20 protein-coding genes are annotated in these 20,602 nt (G+C 75.2%); 4 read left to right on the forward strand and 16 right to left on the reverse strand.

All coding sequences use genetic code 11. The features are described from left to right. The first annotated feature begins 112 nt into the window (after positions 1-112). A complete protein-coding gene (locus ACFVVU_RS36905) occupies positions 113-1,192 on the forward strand; it encodes a DUF6081 family protein (protein WP_380689169.1) in 1,080 nt (359 codons plus the stop codon). An 89-nt stretch (positions 1,193-1,281) separates the two neighbouring features. On the opposite strand, the gene ACFVVU_RS36910 is transcribed toward ACFVVU_RS36905, so the two are convergent. The 3 genes from ACFVVU_RS36910 to ACFVVU_RS36920 form a co-directional block, all read right to left on the reverse strand. Next, positions 1,282-2,349: an aldo/keto reductase gene (locus ACFVVU_RS36910; RefSeq protein WP_380688370.1), complete on the reverse strand. Its 1,068-nt coding sequence runs from the start codon at positions 2,347-2,349 to the stop codon at positions 1,282-1,284. Between the two features lie 47 nt (positions 2,350-2,396). Beyond that, positions 2,397-3,284, reverse strand: a complete 888-nt coding sequence (locus ACFVVU_RS36915; RefSeq protein ID WP_380688367.1) for a nitroreductase/quinone reductase family protein — start codon at positions 3,282-3,284, stop codon at positions 2,397-2,399. Positions 3,285-3,374: 90 nt separating this feature from the next. After that, positions 3,375-4,328, reverse strand: coding sequence for a DUF6081 family protein (locus ACFVVU_RS36920; protein WP_387794176.1), 954 nt, complete (start codon positions 4,326-4,328; stop codon positions 3,375-3,377). Positions 4,329-4,454: 126 nt separating this feature from the next. Here ACFVVU_RS36920 and ACFVVU_RS36925 point away from each other — a divergent pair, with 126 nt between their 5' ends. After that, entirely contained in the window at positions 4,455-5,474 is a 1,020-nt protein-coding gene (locus ACFVVU_RS36925; RefSeq protein WP_380688362.1) for an acyltransferase domain-containing protein, read from the forward strand. Positions 5,475-5,873: 399 nt separating this feature from the next. After that, entirely contained in the window at positions 5,874-6,542 is a 669-nt protein-coding gene (locus ACFVVU_RS36930; RefSeq protein WP_380688360.1) for an NTP transferase domain-containing protein, read from the forward strand. Positions 6,543-6,607: 65 nt separating this feature from the next. Here the strand turns inward: ACFVVU_RS36930 and ACFVVU_RS36935 are convergent, their stop codons facing one another. The 7 genes from ACFVVU_RS36935 to ACFVVU_RS36965 all read right to left on the reverse strand — a co-directional run bounded on the left by ACFVVU_RS36935 (position 6,608) and on the right by ACFVVU_RS36965 (position 12,622). Beyond that, positions 6,608-7,558, reverse strand: a complete 951-nt coding sequence (locus tag ACFVVU_RS36935) for an MBL fold metallo-hydrolase (protein ID WP_387794185.1) — start codon at positions 7,556-7,558, stop codon at positions 6,608-6,610. Positions 7,559-7,563: 5 nt separating this feature from the next. Beyond that, entirely contained in the window at positions 7,564-8,583 is a 1,020-nt protein-coding gene (locus ACFVVU_RS36940) for an aromatase/cyclase (RefSeq protein WP_387794177.1), read from the reverse strand. 64 nt (positions 8,584-8,647) lie between these two features. Further along, complete coding sequence (locus ACFVVU_RS36945) at positions 8,648-9,433, reverse strand: SDR family NAD(P)-dependent oxidoreductase (RefSeq protein WP_380689527.1); 786 nt, start codon at positions 9,431-9,433, stop codon at positions 8,648-8,650. Between the two features lie 42 nt (positions 9,434-9,475). Continuing rightward, a complete protein-coding gene (locus ACFVVU_RS36950; RefSeq protein ID WP_380689529.1) occupies positions 9,476-9,733 on the reverse strand; it encodes an acyl carrier protein in 258 nt (85 codons plus the stop codon). Next, positions 9,730-11,067 carry a ketosynthase chain-length factor gene (locus ACFVVU_RS36955; protein WP_387794178.1) on the reverse strand — a complete coding sequence of 446 codons (1,338 nt, stop codon included), beginning with the start codon at positions 11,065-11,067 and terminating at the stop codon, positions 9,730-9,732. Before ACFVVU_RS36955 ends, ACFVVU_RS36950 begins: the two co-directional genes overlap by 4 nt. Next, positions 11,064-12,326: a beta-ketoacyl-[acyl-carrier-protein] synthase family protein gene (locus tag ACFVVU_RS36960; RefSeq protein ID WP_380685968.1), complete on the reverse strand. Its 1,263-nt coding sequence runs from the start codon at positions 12,324-12,326 to the stop codon at positions 11,064-11,066. The genes ACFVVU_RS36955 and ACFVVU_RS36960 overlap by 4 nt, the downstream gene beginning before the upstream one ends. A gap of 38 nt (positions 12,327-12,364) precedes the next feature. After that, complete coding sequence (locus ACFVVU_RS36965) at positions 12,365-12,622, reverse strand: acyl carrier protein (protein ID WP_380685970.1); 258 nt, start codon at positions 12,620-12,622, stop codon at positions 12,365-12,367. 174 nt (positions 12,623-12,796) lie between these two features. Between ACFVVU_RS36965 and ACFVVU_RS36970 the strand changes: the two genes are divergently transcribed. Next, positions 12,797-13,849 carry a ketoacyl-ACP synthase III gene (locus ACFVVU_RS36970; protein ID WP_387794179.1) on the forward strand — a complete coding sequence of 351 codons (1,053 nt, stop codon included), beginning with the start codon at positions 12,797-12,799 and terminating at the stop codon, positions 13,847-13,849. Between the two features lie 88 nt (positions 13,850-13,937). Here the strand turns inward: ACFVVU_RS36970 and ACFVVU_RS36975 are convergent, their stop codons facing one another. From ACFVVU_RS36975 to ACFVVU_RS37000, 6 genes are all read right to left on the reverse strand, one after another. After that, positions 13,938-14,939, reverse strand: a complete 1,002-nt coding sequence (locus tag ACFVVU_RS36975) for an RNA ligase family protein (protein WP_380685974.1) — start codon at positions 14,937-14,939, stop codon at positions 13,938-13,940. A gap of 53 nt (positions 14,940-14,992) precedes the next feature. Continuing rightward, positions 14,993-15,760 (reverse strand): serine protease, encoded by a 768-nt coding sequence (locus ACFVVU_RS36980; protein ID WP_380685976.1) that lies wholly within the window; start codon positions 15,758-15,760, stop codon positions 14,993-14,995. A gap of 95 nt (positions 15,761-15,855) precedes the next feature. Then, positions 15,856-17,454, reverse strand: a complete 1,599-nt coding sequence (locus ACFVVU_RS36985) for an amylo-alpha-1,6-glucosidase (protein ID WP_387794180.1) — start codon at positions 17,452-17,454, stop codon at positions 15,856-15,858. Beyond that, on the reverse strand, positions 17,454-18,293 hold the full coding sequence (locus ACFVVU_RS36990; protein ID WP_387794181.1) for a carbohydrate ABC transporter permease: 840 nt from the start codon (positions 18,291-18,293) through the stop codon (positions 17,454-17,456). The genes ACFVVU_RS36985 and ACFVVU_RS36990 overlap by 1 nt, the downstream gene beginning before the upstream one ends. A gap of 9 nt (positions 18,294-18,302) precedes the next feature. Then, complete coding sequence (locus tag ACFVVU_RS36995; protein ID WP_380715654.1) at positions 18,303-19,289, reverse strand: carbohydrate ABC transporter permease; 987 nt, start codon at positions 19,287-19,289, stop codon at positions 18,303-18,305. After that, entirely contained in the window at positions 19,286-20,602 is a 1,317-nt protein-coding gene (locus tag ACFVVU_RS37000) for an ABC transporter substrate-binding protein (protein ID WP_380686064.1), read from the reverse strand. The genes ACFVVU_RS36995 and ACFVVU_RS37000 overlap by 4 nt, the downstream gene beginning before the upstream one ends.

The following is a 20,602-nucleotide window of genomic DNA, read 5'->3' on the forward strand; positions in this document are numbered from 1 at the left end:
GGGGGCGGTTCGACCGGAATTCGAGGGGGCGTGGACAGAGTGTGCGGCGCACCGCCCGCGGTCCTCGGGGCCGCTCCTCGGTACTCAGTGATCCGATGCACAGGGAGACGCGTTGAACGGGAAAATGAAGGCGGCGATCGGCGTCGCGATGACCGTGGCCAGCGTGGCCGGGGCCGGCGGAACCGCCGGCGCGGCCACCGGCGCGGACAGCGCCGACCGGCGGTCCGGGCAGGTCCTCTTCCACGACGAGTTCCGCGGCGGCTTCGACACCGCCCAGACCTGGCAGCTGGGTTCGTCGAAGACCGCGACCGGCCAGACGCTGCCGCAGGGCGACGGCGTGATCACCGCCGGGCGCCGTGGCATCACCGTGGTGCCGACCGGTACCAACCCGGTCACCGGCCGGCCGGCCTTCGCCGCGACGACCGACCAGAACGCGACCGGGTTCGGCGGCGGCACCGGCGACCACCTCAAGTGGGTGGCGCAGCCCCGGCGTTCCTCGGCCAACGGCGTGCCGGTCCCGGACACCGGCGCGCTGCTCTGCTCCAGCAAGCTGTCCGTCCAGGCGGACTACGTCGACCAGCACCCGTTCGGCGACGCGGTCGCCGACCCGCAGAGCGACCCGCGGCTGGCCAGCGCGACGCTGATCTCGGTCGACCACACCACCCACACGGTGGCCAACCTGACGGTCACCAACGGCGAGATCCACGCGGTGTACGAGCGGCTGCCGATCCCCGGCAGCACCTATGCCGCGTACCACTTCTCCGTCCCGGTCGCCAAGCGCACCCCGGGCCGGACGGACACCCTGGAGATCAAGTTCGACCGCGGCGGGCAGCGGGTCACCTGGCTGGTGAACGGCAAGGACGTGCTGTCCACCGACCGGATCGGCACGCTGGCCTTCGACCGCAAGTACCTGCGGCTGGACCACGGCGGCACGCCGGAGCAGGTCCGGGCGAGCTCGGTGCAGTGCGGCCTGGGCACCGGCAACCTGCTGGACGGCGCCGGCGGGGTGAAGGACCGGGACAAGCGCGGCCTGGTCCGCCTCGACAAGGAGCAGGATTTCTACTACCAGCCGTCGCAGGGCGCGCCGGCCCAGCAGAGCTTCCTGGACGACAGCAGCCTGGAGCGGAACCGGCTCTGGGGCCAGGGCGTGACGCTGAACGTGCGCTCGTTCGACATGCGGTACGTGAAGTAGGCACGGGCGAAGGCCGGACGGGGCCGCGGACCTCCTGGTCCGCGGCCCCGTCCGCGTGCGCCCCGGTGAGCGCCGTGCGGCATGCGCCGTCAGCGCGCGGCGCTGCCGTAGAGGTCGTCGGCGACGGCGCGGCGCACGGTGGTGCGCCGGTCGTCGACCAGTTCCCACTGGTCGCCGTAGATCAGCCGGACCATCGCGGGGAAGCGCAGGAAGGCGTGCGGGAACCCGGCCGGCACCGCGCTGACCCGCTCCAGCGCGGTCAACTGCTCCTCGTCGAGCGCCAGTTCCGCGGCCGAGAGGTTCTGCCGCAGCTGCTCCTCGGAGGTGGCGCCGACCAGCGGGATCACCGTGCCCGGGCGCGAGCGCAGCCAGGCGAGCGCGACCTGCGCGGGCGGGCGGCCGACCGCCTCGGCGACGGCGAGGACCTCGCGGACGATGTCGTCCCCCTCGCCGCGGGCCCGGCCCCAGGAGACGGTGTCCAGCCGCCCGGTGCCTCCGGTCAGGTACTTGCCGGTGAGCCGGCCGTCGGCCAGCGGGCCCCAGGCGAGCACCGGGAGGTCGAAGGCGTGGGCCATCGGCAGGAGTTCGCGTTCGGCGGTGCGGTCGAGGAGGTTGTAGTGCAGTTGGAGGCCGACGAAGGCGGACCAGCCGCGCAGCTCGGCGAGGGTGTTGGCCTGGGCGACCTCCCAGGCGGGCCAGTCGGAGACGCCGATGTGGAGCACCTTCCCGGCGCGGACGACGTCCTCCAGGGCGCGCATCACCTCGGGCACCGGGGTCAGGGTGTCCCTGGCGTGCACCCAGAGCAGGTCCAGGTGGTCGGTGCGCAGCCGGCGCAGGCTCGCCTCCAGGGAGGTGACGAGGTTCTTGCGGTGGTTCCCGGCCGAGTTGAGGTCTCCCGGCCGGGTCTGCATCGTGTACTTGGTGGTCAGCACGAACCGGTCGCGGCGGCCGGCGAGGAGTTCGCCGAGCCTCGACTCGGCGGTGCCGTCTCCGTACTCGTTGGCGGTGTCGATCAGGTTGCCGCCGGCGTCGGCGTACAGGTCGAGCAGGCGGCCGGGGACCTCGGGGGGCAGTTTCCAGTCGGTGCCGAAGGTCATGGTGCCGAGGGCGAGTTCGGAGACCCTCAGGCCCGACTTGCCGAGCAGCGTGTAGCGCATGTCAGCACGCTCCGTGGTTCGGGGGCCCCGGCCAGCCCGGGGCCCGGTCAGGATGGACGGGACACGTCCAGCGCCGGCAGCAGGTGCTCCTCCTCGTAGGCGAAGTGCTCCTCCAGGCCGTTGATGGCCCGGTCGAGCTCCGCCCGGAGTTCGGCGACGTCGCCGCCCTCGGCCGCGAGGCCGCGCTCCAGCACCTCCTCCAGGCGGGCGAGCGCCTGCTCGACCACCTTGTGCTCCTCGCGCAGCCGGGTGATGGCGGGCGCGAGGTGCGGGAACTGCCGCTCGAAGGCGGTGAAGGAGCCGTCCTCGCGGGTGTGGTGCATCTGCAGTCCGTAGCAGAACGTCAGGCAGCGGCGGTGCAGCTGCCGGGTCAGGTCGGCGGCCGGACGGGGGGCGCCCTCGCCGTCGAGCGCGGCCTCGACGGCGGCGCGGACCTCGGCGAGCTCGGTGCGCAGCTCGTTGTGGTGGATGATCAGCTGGCGGCCGATCATCTTGTTGCGCTCGTTGTCGGTGGAGAGGTCCAGCGGGTGCAGGGCGACCACGGGGATGACCCGGGTGGTCTTCTCCTGGTACTCGCGGAACGCGGGGCTGATGGTGCTCTGCAGCTCGTACAGCCGGTCGCGTTCCTCGCCCTCCAGGACGACGGCGCGGGTGGCGAAGGGCTTCACCTGTCCCTCGTCGGTGCCGATCTCCATGGTGACCTGGGGCGAGGCCACCAGGTTGTGGTACCAGTCGGGGTGCTCCGGGCTGCCGAGGTTGGAGGCGAACACCAGGTAGCGGCCGCCGTCCCGCAGGTAGATCGCCGGGTTGGTGTGCGGCTTGCCCGTACGGCGGCCGGCGGTGGTGAGGACCACCATCGGGGCGCCGTCGAACATGCCGCCCACCTTCCCGTTGTTCTCCCGGAACTCCTTGATGATCCGTTCGTTCCAGCTCATGAGGGCGCTCCAATCGTTTGCTTTGAAAGCAAAGGTAAGCTAACGGGGCCGCCGGTGCCTGTCAACACCCGGCCGCACCCGCGCGCCCGGTCACGCGCTCGCCCGCACCGTCAGCTCACGCACCCTCAACTCGGCTCCGGCGCCGAACAGTCGGCTCTCCGGGCGGCTGTGCTCGTCGACGAAGGCCTGCGGCACCGGGGCACCGGCCCGCACGTCGGCGTAGTGGCCGGGCTCGGCGTCCAGCCGCACCAGGGCGCGCCCGTCCGGGCCCGCGCCGTCCAGCAGCGTCAGCACCGCCAGCCCGGCGGCCAGTTGGCCGAGCCGCAGCGGCTCCCCCGGCTCGCCGCCGTGGTCCAGCAGCAGGTGCCGGCGCCCCGGCAGCAGGTGGCCGATCCGGTCCACCGCCAGCACCTGCGCATCGTCCAGCAGCCAGGTCACCCGGGTGCCGGAGCGGTCCACCCGGACGGCGCAGCGGTGCCAGGCCCCGGGTGTCCGCTCGGCCACCGGCACCGCGTGGCTGAACGCGGCGCGGGGCGGGGCGGCCGGGTCGGCCGGGTCGGCGCCGGGACGCGGCGGCAGGCACTCGTAGAGCGCGTACACCCGGGTGTCGGTGAGCAGGAAGTCGAAGACCGTCCGGCTCACCGGGTCGGTGGCCACCAGGCCTGCCGCCGCCAGCCGCGGGTCGGCCGCCGGGTCGGCGACCGCCGCGCCGAACGGGTGCCGGCCGGTGCCCGGAAAACGTGCGGACAGCACCGCGCCCACCGTCAGCGTGCCCCCGGCCGGCAGGTCGAACCCCGGCAGCCCGGAGCGGGCGGCGTGCCGCACCAGGGCCGTCCACTTCAGGTGGTCGCCGCGGCCGCCGCCGGGCGCGTCCGGCGAGCGGGTGGCCGTGAAGACCGGCTCGCCGGTGACCGGGTCGGTGCCCGAGGAGCGCACCGCCAGGCCGTCCGCCGAGGTGGCGGCGACCCCGTCGCCACCGGCCTGCCAGAGCGCGTCGGTGTCGAACCCGGCGCGGAAGTCGTCATGGAACAGCACGTCCGTCACGCCGTCACCCTCGCGGCGCGGACAGGATTCTGGCTTGAGCCCCGGTCCACCCCGGGTCAAGGCACCCCCCGCACGCTCCCGACGACGACCAGCGGCCGACGGCCGACGCCCCATGACCCGTGACCCATGACCCATGACGACCCACCGGAGACGACGATGACCGAGTACCGCCGGACCGTCCTGCTGCTTCCCGGCCAGGGCGCCCAACGCGAACGCATGGCCGCCGGCCTGTACGGCGGCGAACCGGTCTTCACCGCACACCTGGACCGGTCGTTCGCCGCCCTCGGCGCGCGCGGCGAGCGGTTGCGCGAGGCCTGGCTGCGGCCCGCCCCCGACCCGGCGATGGACGACGCCGCGACCGCCCAGCCGCTGCTGCTGGCCGTCGGCCACGCGCTCGGCCGGGCCGTCGAGGCCGCCGCGGGCCCGCCCGCGCTGCTGCTCGGGCACAGCGTCGGCGAGCTGGCCGCCGCGGCGCTCGCCGACGTCTTCCCCGCCGACCGGCTGGCCGTCCTCGTCGACGCCCGCAGCGGCGACCTCGACCCGGGCACCCGCGGCGGGATGCTCGCCGTCGCCGCCGCCCCCGCCGACCTGCCGGCCCGGCTCGGCCCCGGCGTCGCCCTCGCGGCCGTCAACGGCCCCCGGCAGACCGTGCTCGCCGGCCCGTCCGCCGCCCTCGCCGCCACCGCGGAGCGGCTGCGCGCCGCCGGCCACACCGTCCGCGCCCTGCGCTCCGGCCACGCCTTCCACTCCCCCGCCCTGGCACCCGCGGCCCACCGCTTCGGCACGGCGCTCGCCGGACTCGGCCCGCGACCGCCGCGCACCACCGTGCTCTCCGCGTGCACCACCGCCGAGGTCCGCCCCGAGGAGGCCCGCGACCCGCGGTTCTGGGCCGGCCAACTCGCCCGCCCGGTCCGCTGGTGGCCCGCGCTGTCGGCCCTGCTCGACCGCTCCGGCACCAGCCCCGGACTGCTCCTGCTGGACGCGAGCCCCGACCGCAGCCTCTCCACCCCCGCCCGCCACCACCCCGCCGTCCGCTCCGGCGCCACCGTCGTCGCCCCGCTCCTCGCCGCCCCCCTGCACACCGGCACGCCCGCCGACCTCACCGCCTTCCGCGCCGCCCTCGCCCGTCTGCCCCACCGGCCCTGACCCGGGGCGGCGAGCCCCACGCGCGGCCGGCGGACACCCCGGCCCACCGCGACCCGAGCCACCACCCCGCACCGCCACGCCTGACCCCGGTCCGCGAGACCCGAGCCGTGTGACCGGCGACCACCGTCACCGCGGCCGCGAGAAGAACGGCAACCACCCGAGGAGGCGGTGGCGGGAGCGTCGCGGACAGCGGACAGCGGACGACGGACGGCCCACCCCGCAGCTCGCCGGCCCGCTCCGGGCCAACGGCCCGCACCGTCCCCGCGTCGGCGCATCGCCGGACCGGACGAGGACGCCGACCCGGGCCGCCGAAACAACCCGAGGGCGTCCGCGGCCCCGGGGCCGGTGCTCCAGCGGGGGTGCAGGGGGGCTCCAGAGGGCGGGTGGACGGTGGGGGGTATGACAGCTGAGCCGTATCGGGAGAACGTGCTCTGGTCGGTGGTGCTGCCGGTGCGGCCCTTCGGGGTGGCCAAGCAGCGGCTGGCCCGGCACAGTGGGCGCCACCATGCCGAGTTGGCGCACGCGTTCTATCTGGACACGCTGCGGGCGGTGCGGGCCACGCCCGGGGTCGGGCTGGTGCTGGTGGTGACCGGCGATCCGCTGGCCGCCCGGCAGGCGCACACCCTCGGGGCGGCGGCGGTGCCGGAGGAGCGGGCGGCCGGGCCGGACGCGGCCGCCCTCGCCGGGGCCTCGGCGCTCGCCCCGGACAGCCCGGTGGCCGTGCTCGCCTCCGACCTGCCCACCCTGCGGTCCGAGGAGCTGGCGGAGCTGTTGGCCCGGGCGCGGCGCCACCGCCGGACCAGGGTCGCCGACCACACCGGCGCGGGCACCACGGTGGTGACGGCACTGCGGGCCGCCGAACTGGTCCCGGCGTTCGGGCGGGCGGCCGGAGCCGGGGAGCCGGTGCTCGCCGCCGGACCGGGTCTGCGGCTGGACGTCGACACCCCCGCCGACCTGGCCCGGGCCCGCGCCCGGGGGCTGGGCCTGTTCTCCGCCGCCGTCCTCGACACCTGGGTCCGCCCACCGGCCGCCCGCACCCGCACCCGCCGCACGGGCGTGCCGGTCTGACGCGCGCACGGCCCCGGCCGGAAGGGGCCGGGGCCGTGCGCGCGGGCGGAGGGCGGGGGCGGACGTCAGGCGTAGCAGGCGGGCAGACGCCCTCCGTTGTGCTCCACCATCTCCCCGAAGATCCGCACCACGTCCAGCGCGGCACCCTCCGCCGCGCCGGTCAGCTCGGCGAACGCACGGTGCAGGTTGCCGACCACCCGCTCGCCGTCCAGCCAGTGCGGGAAGGGGCCGGGGCCGGCGTCGCGGGCGGTCTCCAGCGGGCTCAGCCCGGCGGCCAGGCCCGCCTCGGCGGTGCGCAGCAGCCACTCCAGGTAGGCGGCCGTCTCGTCCAGCAGTTCCGGTCCGGCGACCGGCCCGTGGCCCGGGACGACCGTCCGCGGGGCGAGTTCGCGCAGCCGGTCCAGGGTGCGCAGGGTGCCGCGCACCGAGCCCATCAGCAGGAAGGGCGTGCAGCCGGAGAGCAGCACGTCCCCGGCGAACAGCACGCCGTCCTCCGGCAGCCAGACCAGGGTGTCCCCGGTGGTGTGCGCGGGCCCGAAGTGCAGGAGTTCGACGGGCCGTTCGCCGATGTGCACGGCGAGCCGGTCCCGGTAGGTGAGCTGGGGCAGCCGCACCTCGACGCGGCCCCAGTCGACGGCGGGCCAGAGCCCGGTGAGGCCGAGGCCGGCTTCGGCCATCTCGCGGCGGGCGTTCTCGTGGGCGACCACCGCCGCCTCCGGCGCCGCGACCCCGGCGCCGAAGACGTGGTCGCCGTGGAAGTGGGTGAGCACCAGCAGCCGGGGCGGGACGACGGTCAGACCGGTCAGGGTCTCGCGCAGCCGGCGCGCCCGCCGTTCGGTCGCGGCCGTGTCGACGAGCAGGCTCTCGCCGCCGCCGAGCACCACGCCGGCGTTACTGAGGCACCAGCCGCCGGGATCCTGGACGTGGGCGAACACGCCGTCGGCGACCTCCTGGACGCGGATCCGGTCGCCGTCCGGGGCGCTGCCGTGCAGGGCACCACCGGGCGCCGCGGGCAGCCCGGTCACCGCGACGCCCCGGAGGCGGCGGCCGAGGCGTCCGCGACGAAGGAGCGCGCCCACTCCAGCGTGCGCAGGCTGTTGCCGCCGAGCGCCGCCCGCACCCGTGCCCGCACGGCCGCGAGGTCGGGCTCGGGGCCGAACAGCCGGGGCAGGGCCGCCGCGTCGAGGGCCACCCGGTGCACGGCGGTGACGGCGGTGCCCGCACCGTGGGGACGGAGGATCCACTCACCGCTGTGGCCGAGCAGGCCGGCCGGCGGGGTGGTCTGCTTGTAGACGATCCGCCGGTGCGGGAAGCAGAGCCGCACCGAGCGGGTCCGGTGCTCCGAGCCGTCGTCGGCGCGGGTGTCCATGGTCAGCCACTGGACCTCGGCCCCGCCGGTGACCGGCGTCGCGGCGGCGGTGTCCAGCTCGACGGCCGCCACGTGCGGCAGCCGGTCCGGCCACAGGTCGGCCCGGTACAGGACGTCGTAGACCGCCTCGGGCGGGCCGGCCACCTCCACCCGGTCCTCGAAGGAGAAGACCAACTCCTCCAGCGGTTCCGGACCTTCGGCCCAGGAGCGGACGGCGCCGATCTCCTGCCCGCTGTTGCCGTCCAGGGCCCGGGCGATCAGCTCGGACTGCTCGGGCGCGCCGGCGGTGGCCCACTCGTGGCCGAGCACCAGCCGGGTGGTGCTCTCGCCGTCGGCCCCGCGCGCGAACTCCCAGTGGCCGCCCATCCAGGTGACCGGGGGGCTCGGGGTCTCCTGGCGGAAGTCGATCCGCAGCCGTTCGCGGTCGAGGGTGCGCAGCGACGTCCAGCTGCGCACCTCCTCGCCCACGACGGCCCACAGCCGGATCCGTTCGGAGTCGAGGTCGGACTCCAGCACGTCGGCGGCGACGCAGGGCGGGAAGAGCAGCGGCCAGCGGGTGACGTCGGCGATCAGCCGGAACGCCCGGTCGGCGGGGGCCCGGAGGTCGGCGGTGTGCTCGGCGGTGCGGCGCAGCGGTGGTGCGGGCGGTGGTGTGGGCGGTGGTGTGGTCATGGCTCTCTCCGTCGCAGGGGTCGTCCGTGGTCGGGGGCGGCAGGCGGGAGTTCGCGGAAATCCCCTAGTAATTGCCCAGGCCGCCGCAGATGTTGAGCGCCTGGGCGGTGATCGGCGCGGCCTCGTCACTGACCAGGTAGCCGACGAAGGCGGCGACCTCGGCCGGGTCGGTGTAGCGGCCCAGCGGGATCTTGGCGAGGAACCGCTCCAGCACCTCCTGCTCGGTGACGCCCCACAGCGCGGCGAAGCCCTGGCGCACGCCCTCGGCCATCGGGGTCTCGACGTAGCCGGGGCAGACCGCGTTGACGGTGATGCCGCTCTTGGCGAGCTCCAGGCCGAGCGCCTTGGTGAACCCGACCACGCCGTGCTTGGAGGCGGAGTACGGCGCCCCGTAGAGCACACCCTGCTTGCCGCCGGTGGAGGCGATGCTGATGATCCGCCCGCTCGCCCGCTCGCGCATCCGGCCGGTGGTGAGCACCTCCCGGGTGACCAGGAAGACGCTGTTGAGGTTGGTGTCGATGACGTCGTACCAGGTCTCGTCGGGCAGGTCGGCGGTGACTCCGCCGCCGCCCCGGCCGGCGTTGTTCACCAGCACCTCCACCGGGCCGTACCGCTCGACGGCGGCCGCGACCCAGGCCCGCACCTCCTCGCGCGACCGCACGTCGCAGGCGGCGCCGTCCGCCGTCAGGCCCTGCTCGCGCAGTTCCCCCACGGTGGCGGCGACCTGCCCGGCGTCCCGGGCGGCGAGGAAGACGGGGTGGCCGCGCCGGGCCAGGGTCTCGACGACGGCCCGGCCGATGCCCCGGGTGGCCCCGGTGACCAGGGCCGCTCCGCGCTGCTGCTGCGCCATGCCGGCGCTCCTCTCTCGAACGCGAAATGGGTGGGCGTTCGCTCAGGCCGCTTCGGCCGTCGCGCTGTTCACCAGGTCGAGCAGCTGGCGCGGGGTCTCCACCGCGGCCACCACCTCGTCGGCGAGGTCGGCGCCGTAGCGGCGGGCGATCACCGCGGCCGTCTCCAGCAGGGCCAGCGAGTCGTAGCCGAGGTCGGTGAACGGCAGGTCCAGGGCCTCGGGGTCGATGCGGGTCTGCTCGTCCTCGCCCGCGCACTCGGCGAGGATGCCGCGCAGGTCGTCGAAGGTCAGGCGGCTCATGGCCGGTCCTCCCGGGAGGGGTCGGGGTCGGGTTGGCGGGTCGCCCGGGGGGCGTCCGGGGCGGGGGCGCGCACCACGAGGGCGGAGTTGAAGCCGCCGTGGCCGCGGGCCAGCACCAGCGCGGCGCGCACCCGGGCCGGGCGCGGTTCGCCGCGCACCAGGTCGAGCCGGTGGCCGGGCACCGGCCGGCCGATCCGCGCGGCCGGCAGCACGCCGTCGCGGATCGCCAGCAGGGCGGCGGCGGTGTCCAGCGGCGGGCCGCCGCCGGTGAGCCGGCCGGTGAGCGTCTTGGGCACGCTCACCGGGACGCCGTACGGGCCGAACAGCGCCTCGATGGCCGCCGCCTCGGCGTCGTCGCGCTCGCGGACGCCGGCGGCGTCGGCGAACACCACGTCGATGTCGTCGGTGGCCAGGCCGGCGTCGGCGAGCGCGAGCCGGGCGGCCCGCTCCAGCCCGGGCGGGCGGCCGGAGCCGGGCGCCGGGTCGAAGGTCGCCGCGTAGCCGGCGATCTCGCCGTACACCTGGTGGGCGCCGCGCGCGGCGGCGGCCGTGCCGCTCTCCACGATCAGGACGGCACCGCCCTCGCCGGGCACGTGGCCGGCGGCCTCGGTGTCGAAGGGCAGGTACGCCCGCTCCGGGTCGGCGACCAGGGAGACCCCGCCGCCGGACAGGTGGGCGAGCAGCCCCCAGGGGTCGAAGGCGGACTCCACGCCGCCGCTCACCACCAGCGCGCCGCCCCGGCGCAGGGTGCGCCGGGCGTGGCCGAGCGCGTCCAGGCCGCCCGCCTGGTCGGCCACCAGGACGCTGCTCGGGCCGCGCATGCCGTGCCGGATGGAGATCTGGCCGGTGTTGGCGGCGTAGAACCAGGCGAAGGACTCGTAGACGCTGACGTGCTGGGGGCCCTTGGTCCACAGCTTGCGCGCCTCGCGGTGGGTGAACTCGAAACCGCCGGTGGCGTTGGAGGTGACCACGCCCATGCCGTACTCGGGCAGTGCGGCCGGGTCGGCCCCGGCGTCGGCGAGCGCCCAGTCGGCGGCGGCGACCGCGAGCCGGGTGACCCGGTCGGTCTGCGGCAGCAGCCGGCCCGGCAGGTGGGCGGCGGCGTCGAAGTCGGGGATCAGCCCGGCCAGGCGCACCGGGTACCGGGAGGCGTCGTAGGCGGTGATCGGGCGGATCCCGCTCTCGCCGCGCAGGGTCGCCGCCCACCAGGCCTCGGTGCCGAGGCCGTTGGGCGCGGCCACGCCGATGCCGGTGACCACGGCGGTGTCCGGCGCGCTCGCGGCGCCGGCCGCCGGGCCGGTGGCGACGGCCGCTCGGGTGTCCGGGCCGCTCATGCCGCGTCCGCCCGGGTCAGCACCATCGCGCTCTGGAAGCCGCCGAAGCCGCTGCCGACCGACACCACGGTGTCCAGCCGGGCCTCCCGGGCCTCGTTGGGCACGTAGTCGAGGTCGCACTCGGGGTCGCGCTCGTGCAGGTTGGCGGTGGGCGGGACGGCCCCGTACTCCATCGCCAGCGCGCAGGCGGCGATCTCGATGGAGCCGATCGCGCCCAGCGAGTGGCCGACCATCGACTTGATCGAGCTGACCGGGACCCGGTAGGCGTGGTCGCCGAGCGCCAGCTTGAAGGCCGTCGTCTCGTGCCGGTCGTTCTGCTTGGTGCCGGAGCCGTGGGCGTTGACGTAGTCGACCGCCTCGGGTGCCCGGCCCGCCTCGGCCAGCGCGTACCGGATCGCCTCGGCCATCTCCCGGCCGTCCTTCTTCAGCCCGGTCATGTGGTAGGCGTTGCAGCGCGTGGCGTACCCGGAGAGCAGCCCGTAGACGTGCGCGCCGCGGGCCCGGGCGTGCCCCAGCTCCTCCAGGACGAACATCGCGGCGCCCTCGGCGATCACGAACCCGTCGCGGCCCCGGTCGAAGGGACGCGAGGCGTGGGCCGGGTCGTCGTTGCGCGCCGAGGTGGCGCGCACGGCGTCGAAGCAGGCGACGGCGATCGGCGAGATCGGGGTGTCCGCGGCGCCGGCCAGCATGATGTCCGCGCTGCCCTCGGCGATCAGGTCGCGGGCGTGGCCGACGGCGTCCAGCCCCGAGGTGCAGCCGGTGGAGACCACGGTGGCCGGGCCCTCGGCACCGACCGTCCAGGCCACCTCGGCCGCCAGCGAGCTGGGTACGAAGGCGTCGTACAGGTGCGGCGACAGGTAGGCGCCGTCGACCTCCCAGTTCCGGCCGCTGTCGCTGAGGACCAGGTACTCCTGTTCCAGGGTGGTCGTGCCGCCGACGGCACTGCCGACGCTGACGCCGACCCGGTGCGGGTCCAGCGCGGCGAACTCCAGTCCGCTGTCGGCGATGCACTCGCGGGCGCTGACCACGGCGAACTGGGCCGCCCGGTCGAGCCGCCGAACCTCCCGGGGGGTCAGTCCGTGCAGGGCGGGGTCGAAGTCCACCTCGGCCGCCACCCGCGAGCGGAAGCGGGCGGGGTCGAAGAGCGAGATGGTCCTGGTGGCGGTGCGCCCGGAGACGAGCAGGTCCCAGAACGCCTTGCGGCCGATCCCGCCGGGTGCGACCACACCGATCCCGGTGATGGCGACGCTTCGGTTCACAACCGGTCCTCCTTCCTTCCGTCGGCCTTCGGCACCCGTCAGTTCGCGGCGGGGACGCGGGCGTCGACGTACGCGATGAAGGCGGCCGGCGTCTTCAGGTCGTCGAGGTCCTCGTCGGGGATGGCGACGTCGTAGTCGTCCTGGATCCGGACCGCGATCTCGTAGACCACGATGGAGTCGAAGCCGAGGTCGCCGAACTCGCTGTCGACCGAGGCCGCGTCGAGCTCGCCGCCGTCGGTGCCCTCGAAGCACTTCGCCACGATCTGCTGGAAGTCGGTGAGCGTGAAGCCAGCCATGGGGTTTCCGTTTCCTTCCGTTCGGTGAACACCGCCACGGTCGGCGCCCCGGCTGGGGCTGCGGTCGAGCCGCGCTGGACAGTGGCCGGGGGGCAGGGCTCCAGCCGGGTTCCAGGGCCGGTCGGGAGGCTGGCCGCGGAGTTCCGACGCGAGCCGCGTGAAGGGGAGTCGACGATGGCCGAGCAGGGGACGGGGCGGGGCGCGGGACGGCCCGGGCGGCCGCGGCCGGAGGGGCTGCGGGCCGCGCCCGCGGGCCACAGCCGGCTGCTCGGGGTCGGCGGGTACCGGCCGCACCGGGTGGTCGGCAACGCCGAACTGGGCCGGATGATCGGGCACCCGGAGGAGTGGATCACGGGCCGCAGCGGCATCGTGGAACGCCGGTTCGCCGGGCCGGAGGAGACCCTGGCGGTGATGGGCGCGGCCGCCGCGGAGAAGGCGCTGGCCCGGGCCGGGGTGCGGCCCGCCGACATCGACCTGGTGCTGCTGGCGAGCACCTCCAACATGCTGATGACCCCGCCGACCGCCGTGCGGATCGCCCATGAGCTGGGCGCGGACGGCGCCACCGGGATCGACCTCTCGGCCGCCTGCGCGGGCTTCTGCCACGCGCTGGCGCTGGCCGCCGACTCGATCGGCTCCGGCAGCGCCGGGCACGTGCTGGTGGTGGGCGCCGAGCGGATGACCGACATCGTCGACCCGACGGACGACTCGATGGCCTTCCTGTTCGCCGACGGCGCCGGCGCGGCCGTGGTCGGTCCGGCGGACCGGCCCGGGATCGGGCCGGTGTCGCGGGCCGCCAACGGCCGGTACTTCGACTCGCTGCGGATGTCGCGCGGCTGGGACGCCTACGCCGGCGCGCCCGGCACGACGCAACGGCCCTGGCTGCGGATGGACGGCCGGCGGGTGTTCCGCTGGGCGATGGAGGAGGTCTGCCCCGGGGCGCGCCGGGCGCTGGACGGCGCCGGGGTGGCGCCCGGGGAGCTGGACGTGTTCGTGCCGCACCAGTCCAACGCCCGGATGATCGACCTGATGGCGGAACGGCTGGGGCTGGGCCCGGACACGGCCGTCTCCTACGACGTCGCCCGCACCGGGAACACCTCCTCGGCCTCGGTGCCGCTGGCCCTGGAGGCGCTGCTGGAGACCGGCGCGACCGGTCCGGGCGACACCGCCCTGCTGGTCGGCTTCGGCGCCGGCCTCAACTACGCGGGCCAGGTCGTCCTGCTGCCCTGAGCACCCACGGGCCCGGCGAGCGGCGCCCCGGCCCAGGCGGTGCGGCCCAGGCGCCCCGGCCCAGGCGGTGCGGCCCAGGCGGTTCGGCTCAGGTGGTGCGGCGGTCCTCGGCGTCGAAGTGGGCGAGGGTGGTGGCGGCCGGGGTGAGGGCGTGCCGGAGGGCGAGACGGGTGGGGGCGGGGAGGCCGCCGAGGGCTTCGGCGAGTTCGGCGGCGACGTCGTGGGCGATCTCGGCGGCGACGGCGTCCGGCGGGGTGCGGGGGCCGAGCTTGCTGACGGCGGCGGCCGCGCGGGTGGGGGTGAGCAGGGCGGCGGCCTGGACGAGGAGCCAGGCGGGGACGCCGGCCGCGCCGTCCGGTGGCGGCAAGTAGGGGCGGGCGCCGTCGAAGCGCTCGTCCTCGGCGAAGGCCGGCTGCTTGACCTTCAGCAGCGGCCGGGGCCCGGCCTCGGGCGCCCAGGGCCCGGCCGGCTTGAGGACGTAGCCCTCGGCGAGGTTGCCGGGCAGCTCGGGCAGGCCGAGCAGGGCGGGGACGCGGCTGGGGAAGGTGGCGGGCAGGTCCTGGAGCGCGGTCAGGGCGCCGTGGCCGAGGGCGGGGACGCAGGTCAGCCCGGCGGCGGTCGCGGCCTCGCGCAGGTCGCGGTCGGCGAGCCAGCACCGGCCGTCGGCGGTCTCCGCGGTGGCGTCGAAGGGCAGCCAGTGCAGCCCCGGCGCGTACCAGACACCGGTCTGCACCGGCTGGACGCCGTCGACGGCGGGCACCTCCGGGTGCGGGTAGCCGCCGCCGGCGAGTTCGCCGTAGACGGTCACCACGGCGGCGGGGCCGGAGCTCTCGCGCACCGCCGCCGCGAGGCGGGCCGCCGCGACGGCGAGCGCGGGCCAGATCCGGCTGACGCCGAAGAAGTCGTCGAGCGCGTCGTCGCCGAGGAGTTCGCGCCGCTTCGCGGGCCGCACGCCCTCCCGGTCGCAGACGACGGCGAAGTGCGCGCCGTGCACCTTCTCCGCCGCGACCCAGCCGCGGGCGCCGGAGGCGGCGACGCCGCCGCGCGCCGAGATCTTGGGGTAGGGGTGCAGGACGGGATCGGCGCTCATGCCACGGATCATCACCGGCCCTCCGCCGCCCGCGCAACGGGTTTCCGGGCGGGTCAGCCGCCGCTGCGGTGGGAGTCGATCCAGGAGCGCAGCGCGCCGATCCGGGTGTAGACGCCGGCGTGGCCGGGGCGGCCGCAGCCCAGGCCCCAGGAGACCACGCCGACCAGGACGCCGCCGGCGACGAGCGGGCCGCCGCTGTCGCCCTGGCAGGCGTCCTTGCCGCCGGCGTCCTCCCCGGCGCAGATCATCCGGTCGGTGACGTTGGCGGTCCCGTACTCGGTGCGGCACTTGTCGCGGGTGATGAGGGGGACGGCGACGATGCGCGCGGACGCGGACAGCGGGCCGTCCTGGACGGTCGCGCCCCAGCCGGAGACCTGGGCGCCGCCGGCGGCCGGATCGCTGCCCTGGGCCGGCAGCGGGACCGCGGCGACGCCGCTGCCGCCGAGCGGGGTCGCGAGGCGGACCAGGGCGAGGTCGTAGTCGAGCGTCGCCGGGTCGTAGGAGGGGTGCGGCAGGACGGACGCGGCCTTGGCGCGGACGCCGCCGGAGGCGTGCTGGAGGCTGCCCGCGCGCACGGTCAGGGCGTCGGCGCTCACGCCTCTGACGCAGTGGGCGGCGGTGACGATCGTGCTCGGGTCGAGGACGGCGCCGCCGCAGAAGTGCGAGCCGCGCGCCAGGGAGACGAGGTAGGGGGTCTGGCCGGCGCCCGCCGCCGTGCCGCCGACGACGGCGCCGGCCGGGGCGGCGGCGGTCAGTGCCGCGGCGGCGGCGAGCAGGGTGGCCAGGAGGACGACGAGGGTGGTCCTGAGTGAGGTTCGCACGGTCGGTGCTCCATCTCTGTGGTGGTGGGCCTCCGTCCGGGGGGAAAGGGTAGTGACGGTACGTCAGGCGATGAAGGGAGAAAGGGACAGTCGTACTATCCGACGATCCTGGCGAGGTCCAGGAAGAGCGCCGCGGACCAGCCGAAGCCGGAGGTCGCCCGGCGCGCGCGGGCGCCGGTCAGCGGGTTCCAGTACTCGTAGAGGCCGCCCCCGTCCCGGACCATGGCGAGGGTGCGCTCGCGCAGCTCGGCGGCCGTCCCCGGGAAGCCGGAGCGGTCCAGGCCCTCGGACAGCAGATAGTTGACGTTGAGCCAGACCGGGCCGCGCCACATCGCCTCCGGGTCGAAGGCGGGGTCGTCGAAGGCCACGGTCGGCACCGGCCGCTCACCCCAGTAGGAGGGTGAGCGCAGGGTCCGCTCCAGGGCGGCGGCGATCCCGGCCGGCAGCCGGCCGCTGAACAGCGGCATCAGGTCGAGCGCGGTGCGCGCGGACACCGGCGATCCGCCCGCCAGGGTGGTGAAGCGGGCGCCGTCCCAGCGCCGGTCGACCAGCAGCCGGGCGTGGGCGGCGGCCCGTTCGCGCCAGCGGGCGGCCTCGGCCCGGCGGCCGAGGGCGGCCGCGATGTCGGCCAGCCGGTCGGCCTCCAGGACGAGGTAGGAGTTGAGGTCGGGGGGCTCGGCGCGCGGCCCGTGGTCCCAGACCGGACTGTCGTCCAGGCCGGAGGAGTAGGGGTGCAGGTACTCGGGCAGGCCGTCGCCGTCCGGGTCGGAGGCGGTGAACCACCACGCGTGGGCGCGGACCAGCCGCGGGTAGGCGGCGGCGAGGAAGGGGCGGTCCGGGTCGGTCTCGTGGACCTTCCAGACGGCCCAGGCGGCCAGGGGCGGTTTGGTGACCGGGACCGGCGCGCGCTCGGGGCGCGCGCCGTTGGCGCTGCCGACGTGCTCCGCGAGGCGGGCGTGGTCGGCGCGCGGCAGGTCGGTGGTGTCGGCGAGCACGCCGTGCCGGTGCACCACGTCGGGCAGCCGGCCGTCGGGCAGCTGGTGGTCCAGGACGAGCAGGATCTGGTCGCGGGCGAGCGCCGGGTCGCCGTGGCGCAGCGCGACGGCGTGGAACAGGGCGTCCCAGTTCCAGACGCCGACGTAGCCGTACTTGGACGGGACGAGGCCCTCCCGCCCGGCGATCGGCAGCAGGTTGACGGCCAGCGTCCACCAGGCCATCCGGGCGCGCTCGGCGAGGTCGGGGCGCACGGCCGGCATCCGGGCGAACCAGTCGGCCCAGCGGGCCTCGGCGGCGGCCCGTACGGAGGGGGCGGACCACTGCCCCGGCGGGCCGGCCAGCACATGGCAGCCGTCGAGCGCGAGGGTGCGCCCGGTGCCGTCCGGCAGCCGCCAGGACGCCCGCGCGCCGTGCCCGGCGAGCACCAGGGTGGCGGGGTCCGCGAACAGCAGCGACACCCCGCCGGCGAAGGCGACCTCGACGGGCGTGACCCGGACGACGGGCAGCGGGCGCCCGGCGGCGTCGCTCACCCGCAGCCCGGTGAGTTCGGTGGTGGCGGCGAGCGGGGTCTCGTACTCGGCCCGGGCGATCCGCAGGCCGCCGTCCCGCCCCGGTTCCGCGGTGACCAGCAGGTGGGCGCCGCGTTCGGTGAACGGCCTTTCGACGAGGTCGAGTTCGACCCGGGGCAGCGCGGACATCAGCGCCCTCCCAGGCCCGAGGAGGCCATGCTGTCGAGGATCCTGCGCTGCCCGATCAGGAAGGCGATCAGCATCGGCACCACGGTCATCACGGAGAGCGCCGCGGTGAGTCCGTAGTCGATGCCGCCGCGCTGGGAGTTGAAGGAGTCGAGCAGCAGCGGGACGGTGAACAGCTCCGAGGAGTTGAGGAACACCAGCGGGAAGAAGTAGCTGTTCCAGCTGGCCAGGAAGACGATGATGCCGAGCGTCCACAGGCCGGGCCGGATGTTGGGCAGGACGATCCGCCAGAAGATCGTCCAGCGGCCGGCGCCGTCGATCCGGGCGGCCTCCTCCAGTTCGACCGGGACGGCTCTGATGAACTGGCGCAGCAGGAAGACCGCGAAGGGGTTGGCGATCGCGGGCAGGATCAGCGCCAGGTGGGAGTCGATCAGCTGGAGCTTGGCCAGCATGATGTACAGCGGCACGATGGTGACCTGGGCGGGGACCATCTGGGTGGCCAGGAAGAGGCCGAACAGCGGTCCGGAGCCGCGGAACGGGATGCGGGCGAAGGCGTAGGCGGCCATCGCCCCGGTGAACAGGGTGGCGGCGACGGTGATCGCCGCGATGTACATGCTGTTCCAGTAGGCCCGCCCGATCGGCACTTCGCGCAGCACGTCGGGGTAGTTGCGGGTGCGCCAGGGCGAGGGCAGCCAGGACAGCGGCTCGTTGATCATCTGGCCGACGCCCTTGAAGGAGGTCAGCACCATCCAGACGAACGGGAACAGCATCAGCAGGCCGCCGAGGACGAGCCCGGTGTGCAGGAGCAGCTGCCGGGGGGCGGTGGTGCGGCGGACGGTCATGGCGGCGCCTCAGGACTCGTAGTGGACCAGGCGCTTCTGCGCCTGGAACTGGACCGCCGTGACGATCAGGGTGAGCAGCAGCAGGAGCAGCGCGGCGGCGCTGGACAGGCCGAAGTGGAACTCCCGGAAGCCCTGCTGGTAGACCTTGTAGACGATGGTCTGGGCGCCCTCGTTGTGGTCCGGGTTGACCAGGACGTAGACGAGGTCGAAGGCCTGGAACGAGCTGATCACCGACACCACCACGGTGAAGAAGACGGTGGGCGACAGCAGCGGCAGGGTGACCGAGCGCAGGGTCTGCCACGGCCCGGCGCCGTCGATCCGCGCGGCCTCCAGCAGGTTGGCGGGGATGGTGGCGAGGCCGGCCAGGAAGATGACGACGTTGAGCCCGAGCGAGGACCAGATCGTCACCACCGCCACGGCGACCACCACCCAGTCCGGGTCGGCCAGCCAGTCCGGCAGGGTGAGGCCGAACAGGTCGTGGACGGTGCCGTTCACGATGCCGTCGGTGCCGCCGCCGAGGATCATCTGCCAGATCACCGAGACCGCGACCGAGCTGGTGACGACGGGCAGGAAGTAGACCACCCGGTAGGCGGTGCGCCCGCGCACGCCGTGCAGGGCGAGGGCGATCAGCAGGGCGAGGGCGAGGCCGCCGGGCACGGTGATCAGGGCGATCTTGAGGGTGTTCCACACGGCGCGGCCGAACTCGGGGTCGGTCAGCTGGGCGCGGAAGTTGTCCAGGCCGACCCAGGTGGCGTCGCCGAGGCCGTCCCAGCGCATGAAGGACAGCACGACGGCGAAGCCGAGCGGGCCGACCAGGAAGACCAGCAGCCCGAGCAATTGGGGGGCGAGGAAGAGCAGCGCCCAGCGGCGGTCGCGGCGGCGCCAGAGCGGCTCGCGGCCGCCGCGCGAGGCGGGGGCGGCGGGGACGGCGGGGGCCTGCCCGGCGGCGGAGCGCTTGCGCCGCCGCCGGGCGGTCGCCTGGGTGACGGCGCTCATCCCTGCGTGCCCTTCATGCCGTCGACGAGGGTCTGCAGCCGGCTCAGGCCCTCGTCGAAGCCGACCTTGCCCTCCCAGATCTTCATCAGCTGGTCGTTGATCGCCTTGGTCAGACCGGGGACGGCGACCTCGTCCGGATAGTTGGCGAAACCCCGGTCGCGCACGTCCAGGAAGGTCCGGGCGTGCGGCGGGTAGTTGCCGTCGGTCACCAGGTTCTCGGCGCCCCGCACGGACGGCACCGCGCTGCCGCCCTTGAGCCGCAGCTGCTGGCCCTCCTTGCTGACGAACTCGGTCAGGAACGTGAAGGCCTCCTTGGGGTGCTTGCTGTCCTTGTTGACGGTCAGGTAGGAGGCGGCGACGGCGCCCGGGATCGGCCGGCCGGACTCGGAGGGGAACGGCACGATGTCGTAGCCGTCGCGGTCGCCGCCCTTGTCGATGCCCTCGATCACCCAGCGGCCGCCCGCGTAGAAGCCGGCCCGGTGCTTGATGAACTGGGTGGCCGCGCCGTTGCCCTCGGGCAGCAGGTCGGCGGAGACGAAGGTCTTGTCCCGGTAGCCGTCGGCGAGGGTCTTCAGCGCCTGGCGGGTCCTCGGGTCGGTGGTCGCGACGAACTTCCCGCCGTCCCAGACCTTGCCGCCGAAGCCGTTGACCATGCTGTAGTTGGCGCCGTACCAGTTCCAGAAGATCGTGCCGGTCCGGTCCGCGGCCTTGAGCCTGGCGTTCATCTCCTGGAACTTGGCCATCGTCCACTGGCCGGCCTCGTTGAGCGCGGCCGGGTCCTCGGTGATGCCGGCGGCGGCGAGCGCCTTCCGGTCGAACCAGAGGACCTCGGGGTTGGTGTCGTTGGGGACGCCGTAGGTGACGCCGTCCTTCTTGGCGCCGCCGTAGATGCCCTCGAAGAAGTCCTCGGGCCTGCTGCGGCTGTCCGGTCCGGCGAGCCGCTCGTCCAGCGGGGCGAGCACGCCGTCGGCGACCAGCTTGCCGATGTAGTCGTCGCCGACGTAGAGGACGTCGGGGGCGGTCTTCGAGGTCAGCTGGGTGAGCAGTTTGGGGTGGTAGTCCTCGTAGGAGGCGACCTGCTCCAGCTTGAGGGTGATGTTCGGGTGCTTCTTGGCGAACTCGTCGGTGAAGGCCTTGAAGACCGCCGTGTCCTCGGCCGAGCCCCAGGTGGACCAGCGCAGGGTGACCTTGCCGCCGTCGGCCGGGTCACCGCCGCCGGCGACGCCCCCGGCGCCGCTGCCACTGCAGGCGGAAACGGTGGTCAGGGCGATCGCCGCGGCGACCAGGGCTGACCTTCTCGTGAAAGCGGACAA

The sequence above is a fragment of the Kitasatospora sp. NPDC057965 genome, from assembly GCF_042887135.1.
GTDB lineage: Bacteria > Actinomycetota > Actinomycetes > Streptomycetales > Streptomycetaceae > Kitasatospora.

What these genes read in the sequence shown, in the direction of transcription:
- ACFVVU_RS36995 (WP_380715654.1), bottom strand. Translation starts at nt 19,289, where the DNA reads ATGAGCGCCGTCACCCAGGCGACCGCCCGGCGGCGGCGCAAGCGCTCC.
- ACFVVU_RS36940 (WP_387794177.1), bottom strand. Translation starts at nt 8,583, where the DNA reads ATGACCACACCACCGCCCACACCACCGCCCGCACCACCGCTGCGCCGC.
- ACFVVU_RS36945 (WP_380689527.1), bottom strand. Translation starts at nt 9,433, where the DNA reads ATGGCGCAGCAGCAGCGCGGAGCGGCCCTGGTCACCGGGGCCACCCGG.
- ACFVVU_RS36925 (WP_380688362.1), top strand. Translation starts at nt 4,455, where the DNA reads ATGACCCATGACGACCCACCGGAGACGACGATGACCGAGTACCGCCGG.
- ACFVVU_RS36985 (WP_387794180.1), bottom strand. Translation starts at nt 17,454, where the DNA reads ATGTCCGCGCTGCCCCGGGTCGAACTCGACCTCGTCGAAAGGCCGTTC.
- ACFVVU_RS36970 (WP_387794179.1), top strand. Translation starts at nt 12,797, where the DNA reads ATGGCCGAGCAGGGGACGGGGCGGGGCGCGGGACGGCCCGGGCGGCCG.
- ACFVVU_RS36975 (WP_380685974.1), bottom strand. Translation starts at nt 14,939, where the DNA reads ATGAGCGCCGATCCCGTCCTGCACCCCTACCCCAAGATCTCGGCGCGC.
- ACFVVU_RS36955 (WP_387794178.1), bottom strand. Translation starts at nt 11,067, where the DNA reads ATGAGCGGCCCGGACACCCGAGCGGCCGTCGCCACCGGCCCGGCGGCC.
- ACFVVU_RS36915 (WP_380688367.1), bottom strand. Translation starts at nt 3,284, where the DNA reads ATGAGCTGGAACGAACGGATCATCAAGGAGTTCCGGGAGAACAACGGG.
- ACFVVU_RS36910 (WP_380688370.1), bottom strand. Translation starts at nt 2,349, where the DNA reads ATGCGCTACACGCTGCTCGGCAAGTCGGGCCTGAGGGTCTCCGAACTC.
- ACFVVU_RS36930 (WP_380688360.1), top strand. Translation starts at nt 5,874, where the DNA reads ATGACAGCTGAGCCGTATCGGGAGAACGTGCTCTGGTCGGTGGTGCTG.
- ACFVVU_RS36950 (WP_380689529.1), bottom strand. Translation starts at nt 9,733, where the DNA reads ATGAGCCGCCTGACCTTCGACGACCTGCGCGGCATCCTCGCCGAGTGC.
- ACFVVU_RS36965 (WP_380685970.1), bottom strand. Translation starts at nt 12,622, where the DNA reads ATGGCTGGCTTCACGCTCACCGACTTCCAGCAGATCGTGGCGAAGTGC.
- ACFVVU_RS36990 (WP_387794181.1), bottom strand. Translation starts at nt 18,293, where the DNA reads ATGACCGTCCGCCGCACCACCGCCCCCCGGCAGCTGCTCCTGCACACC.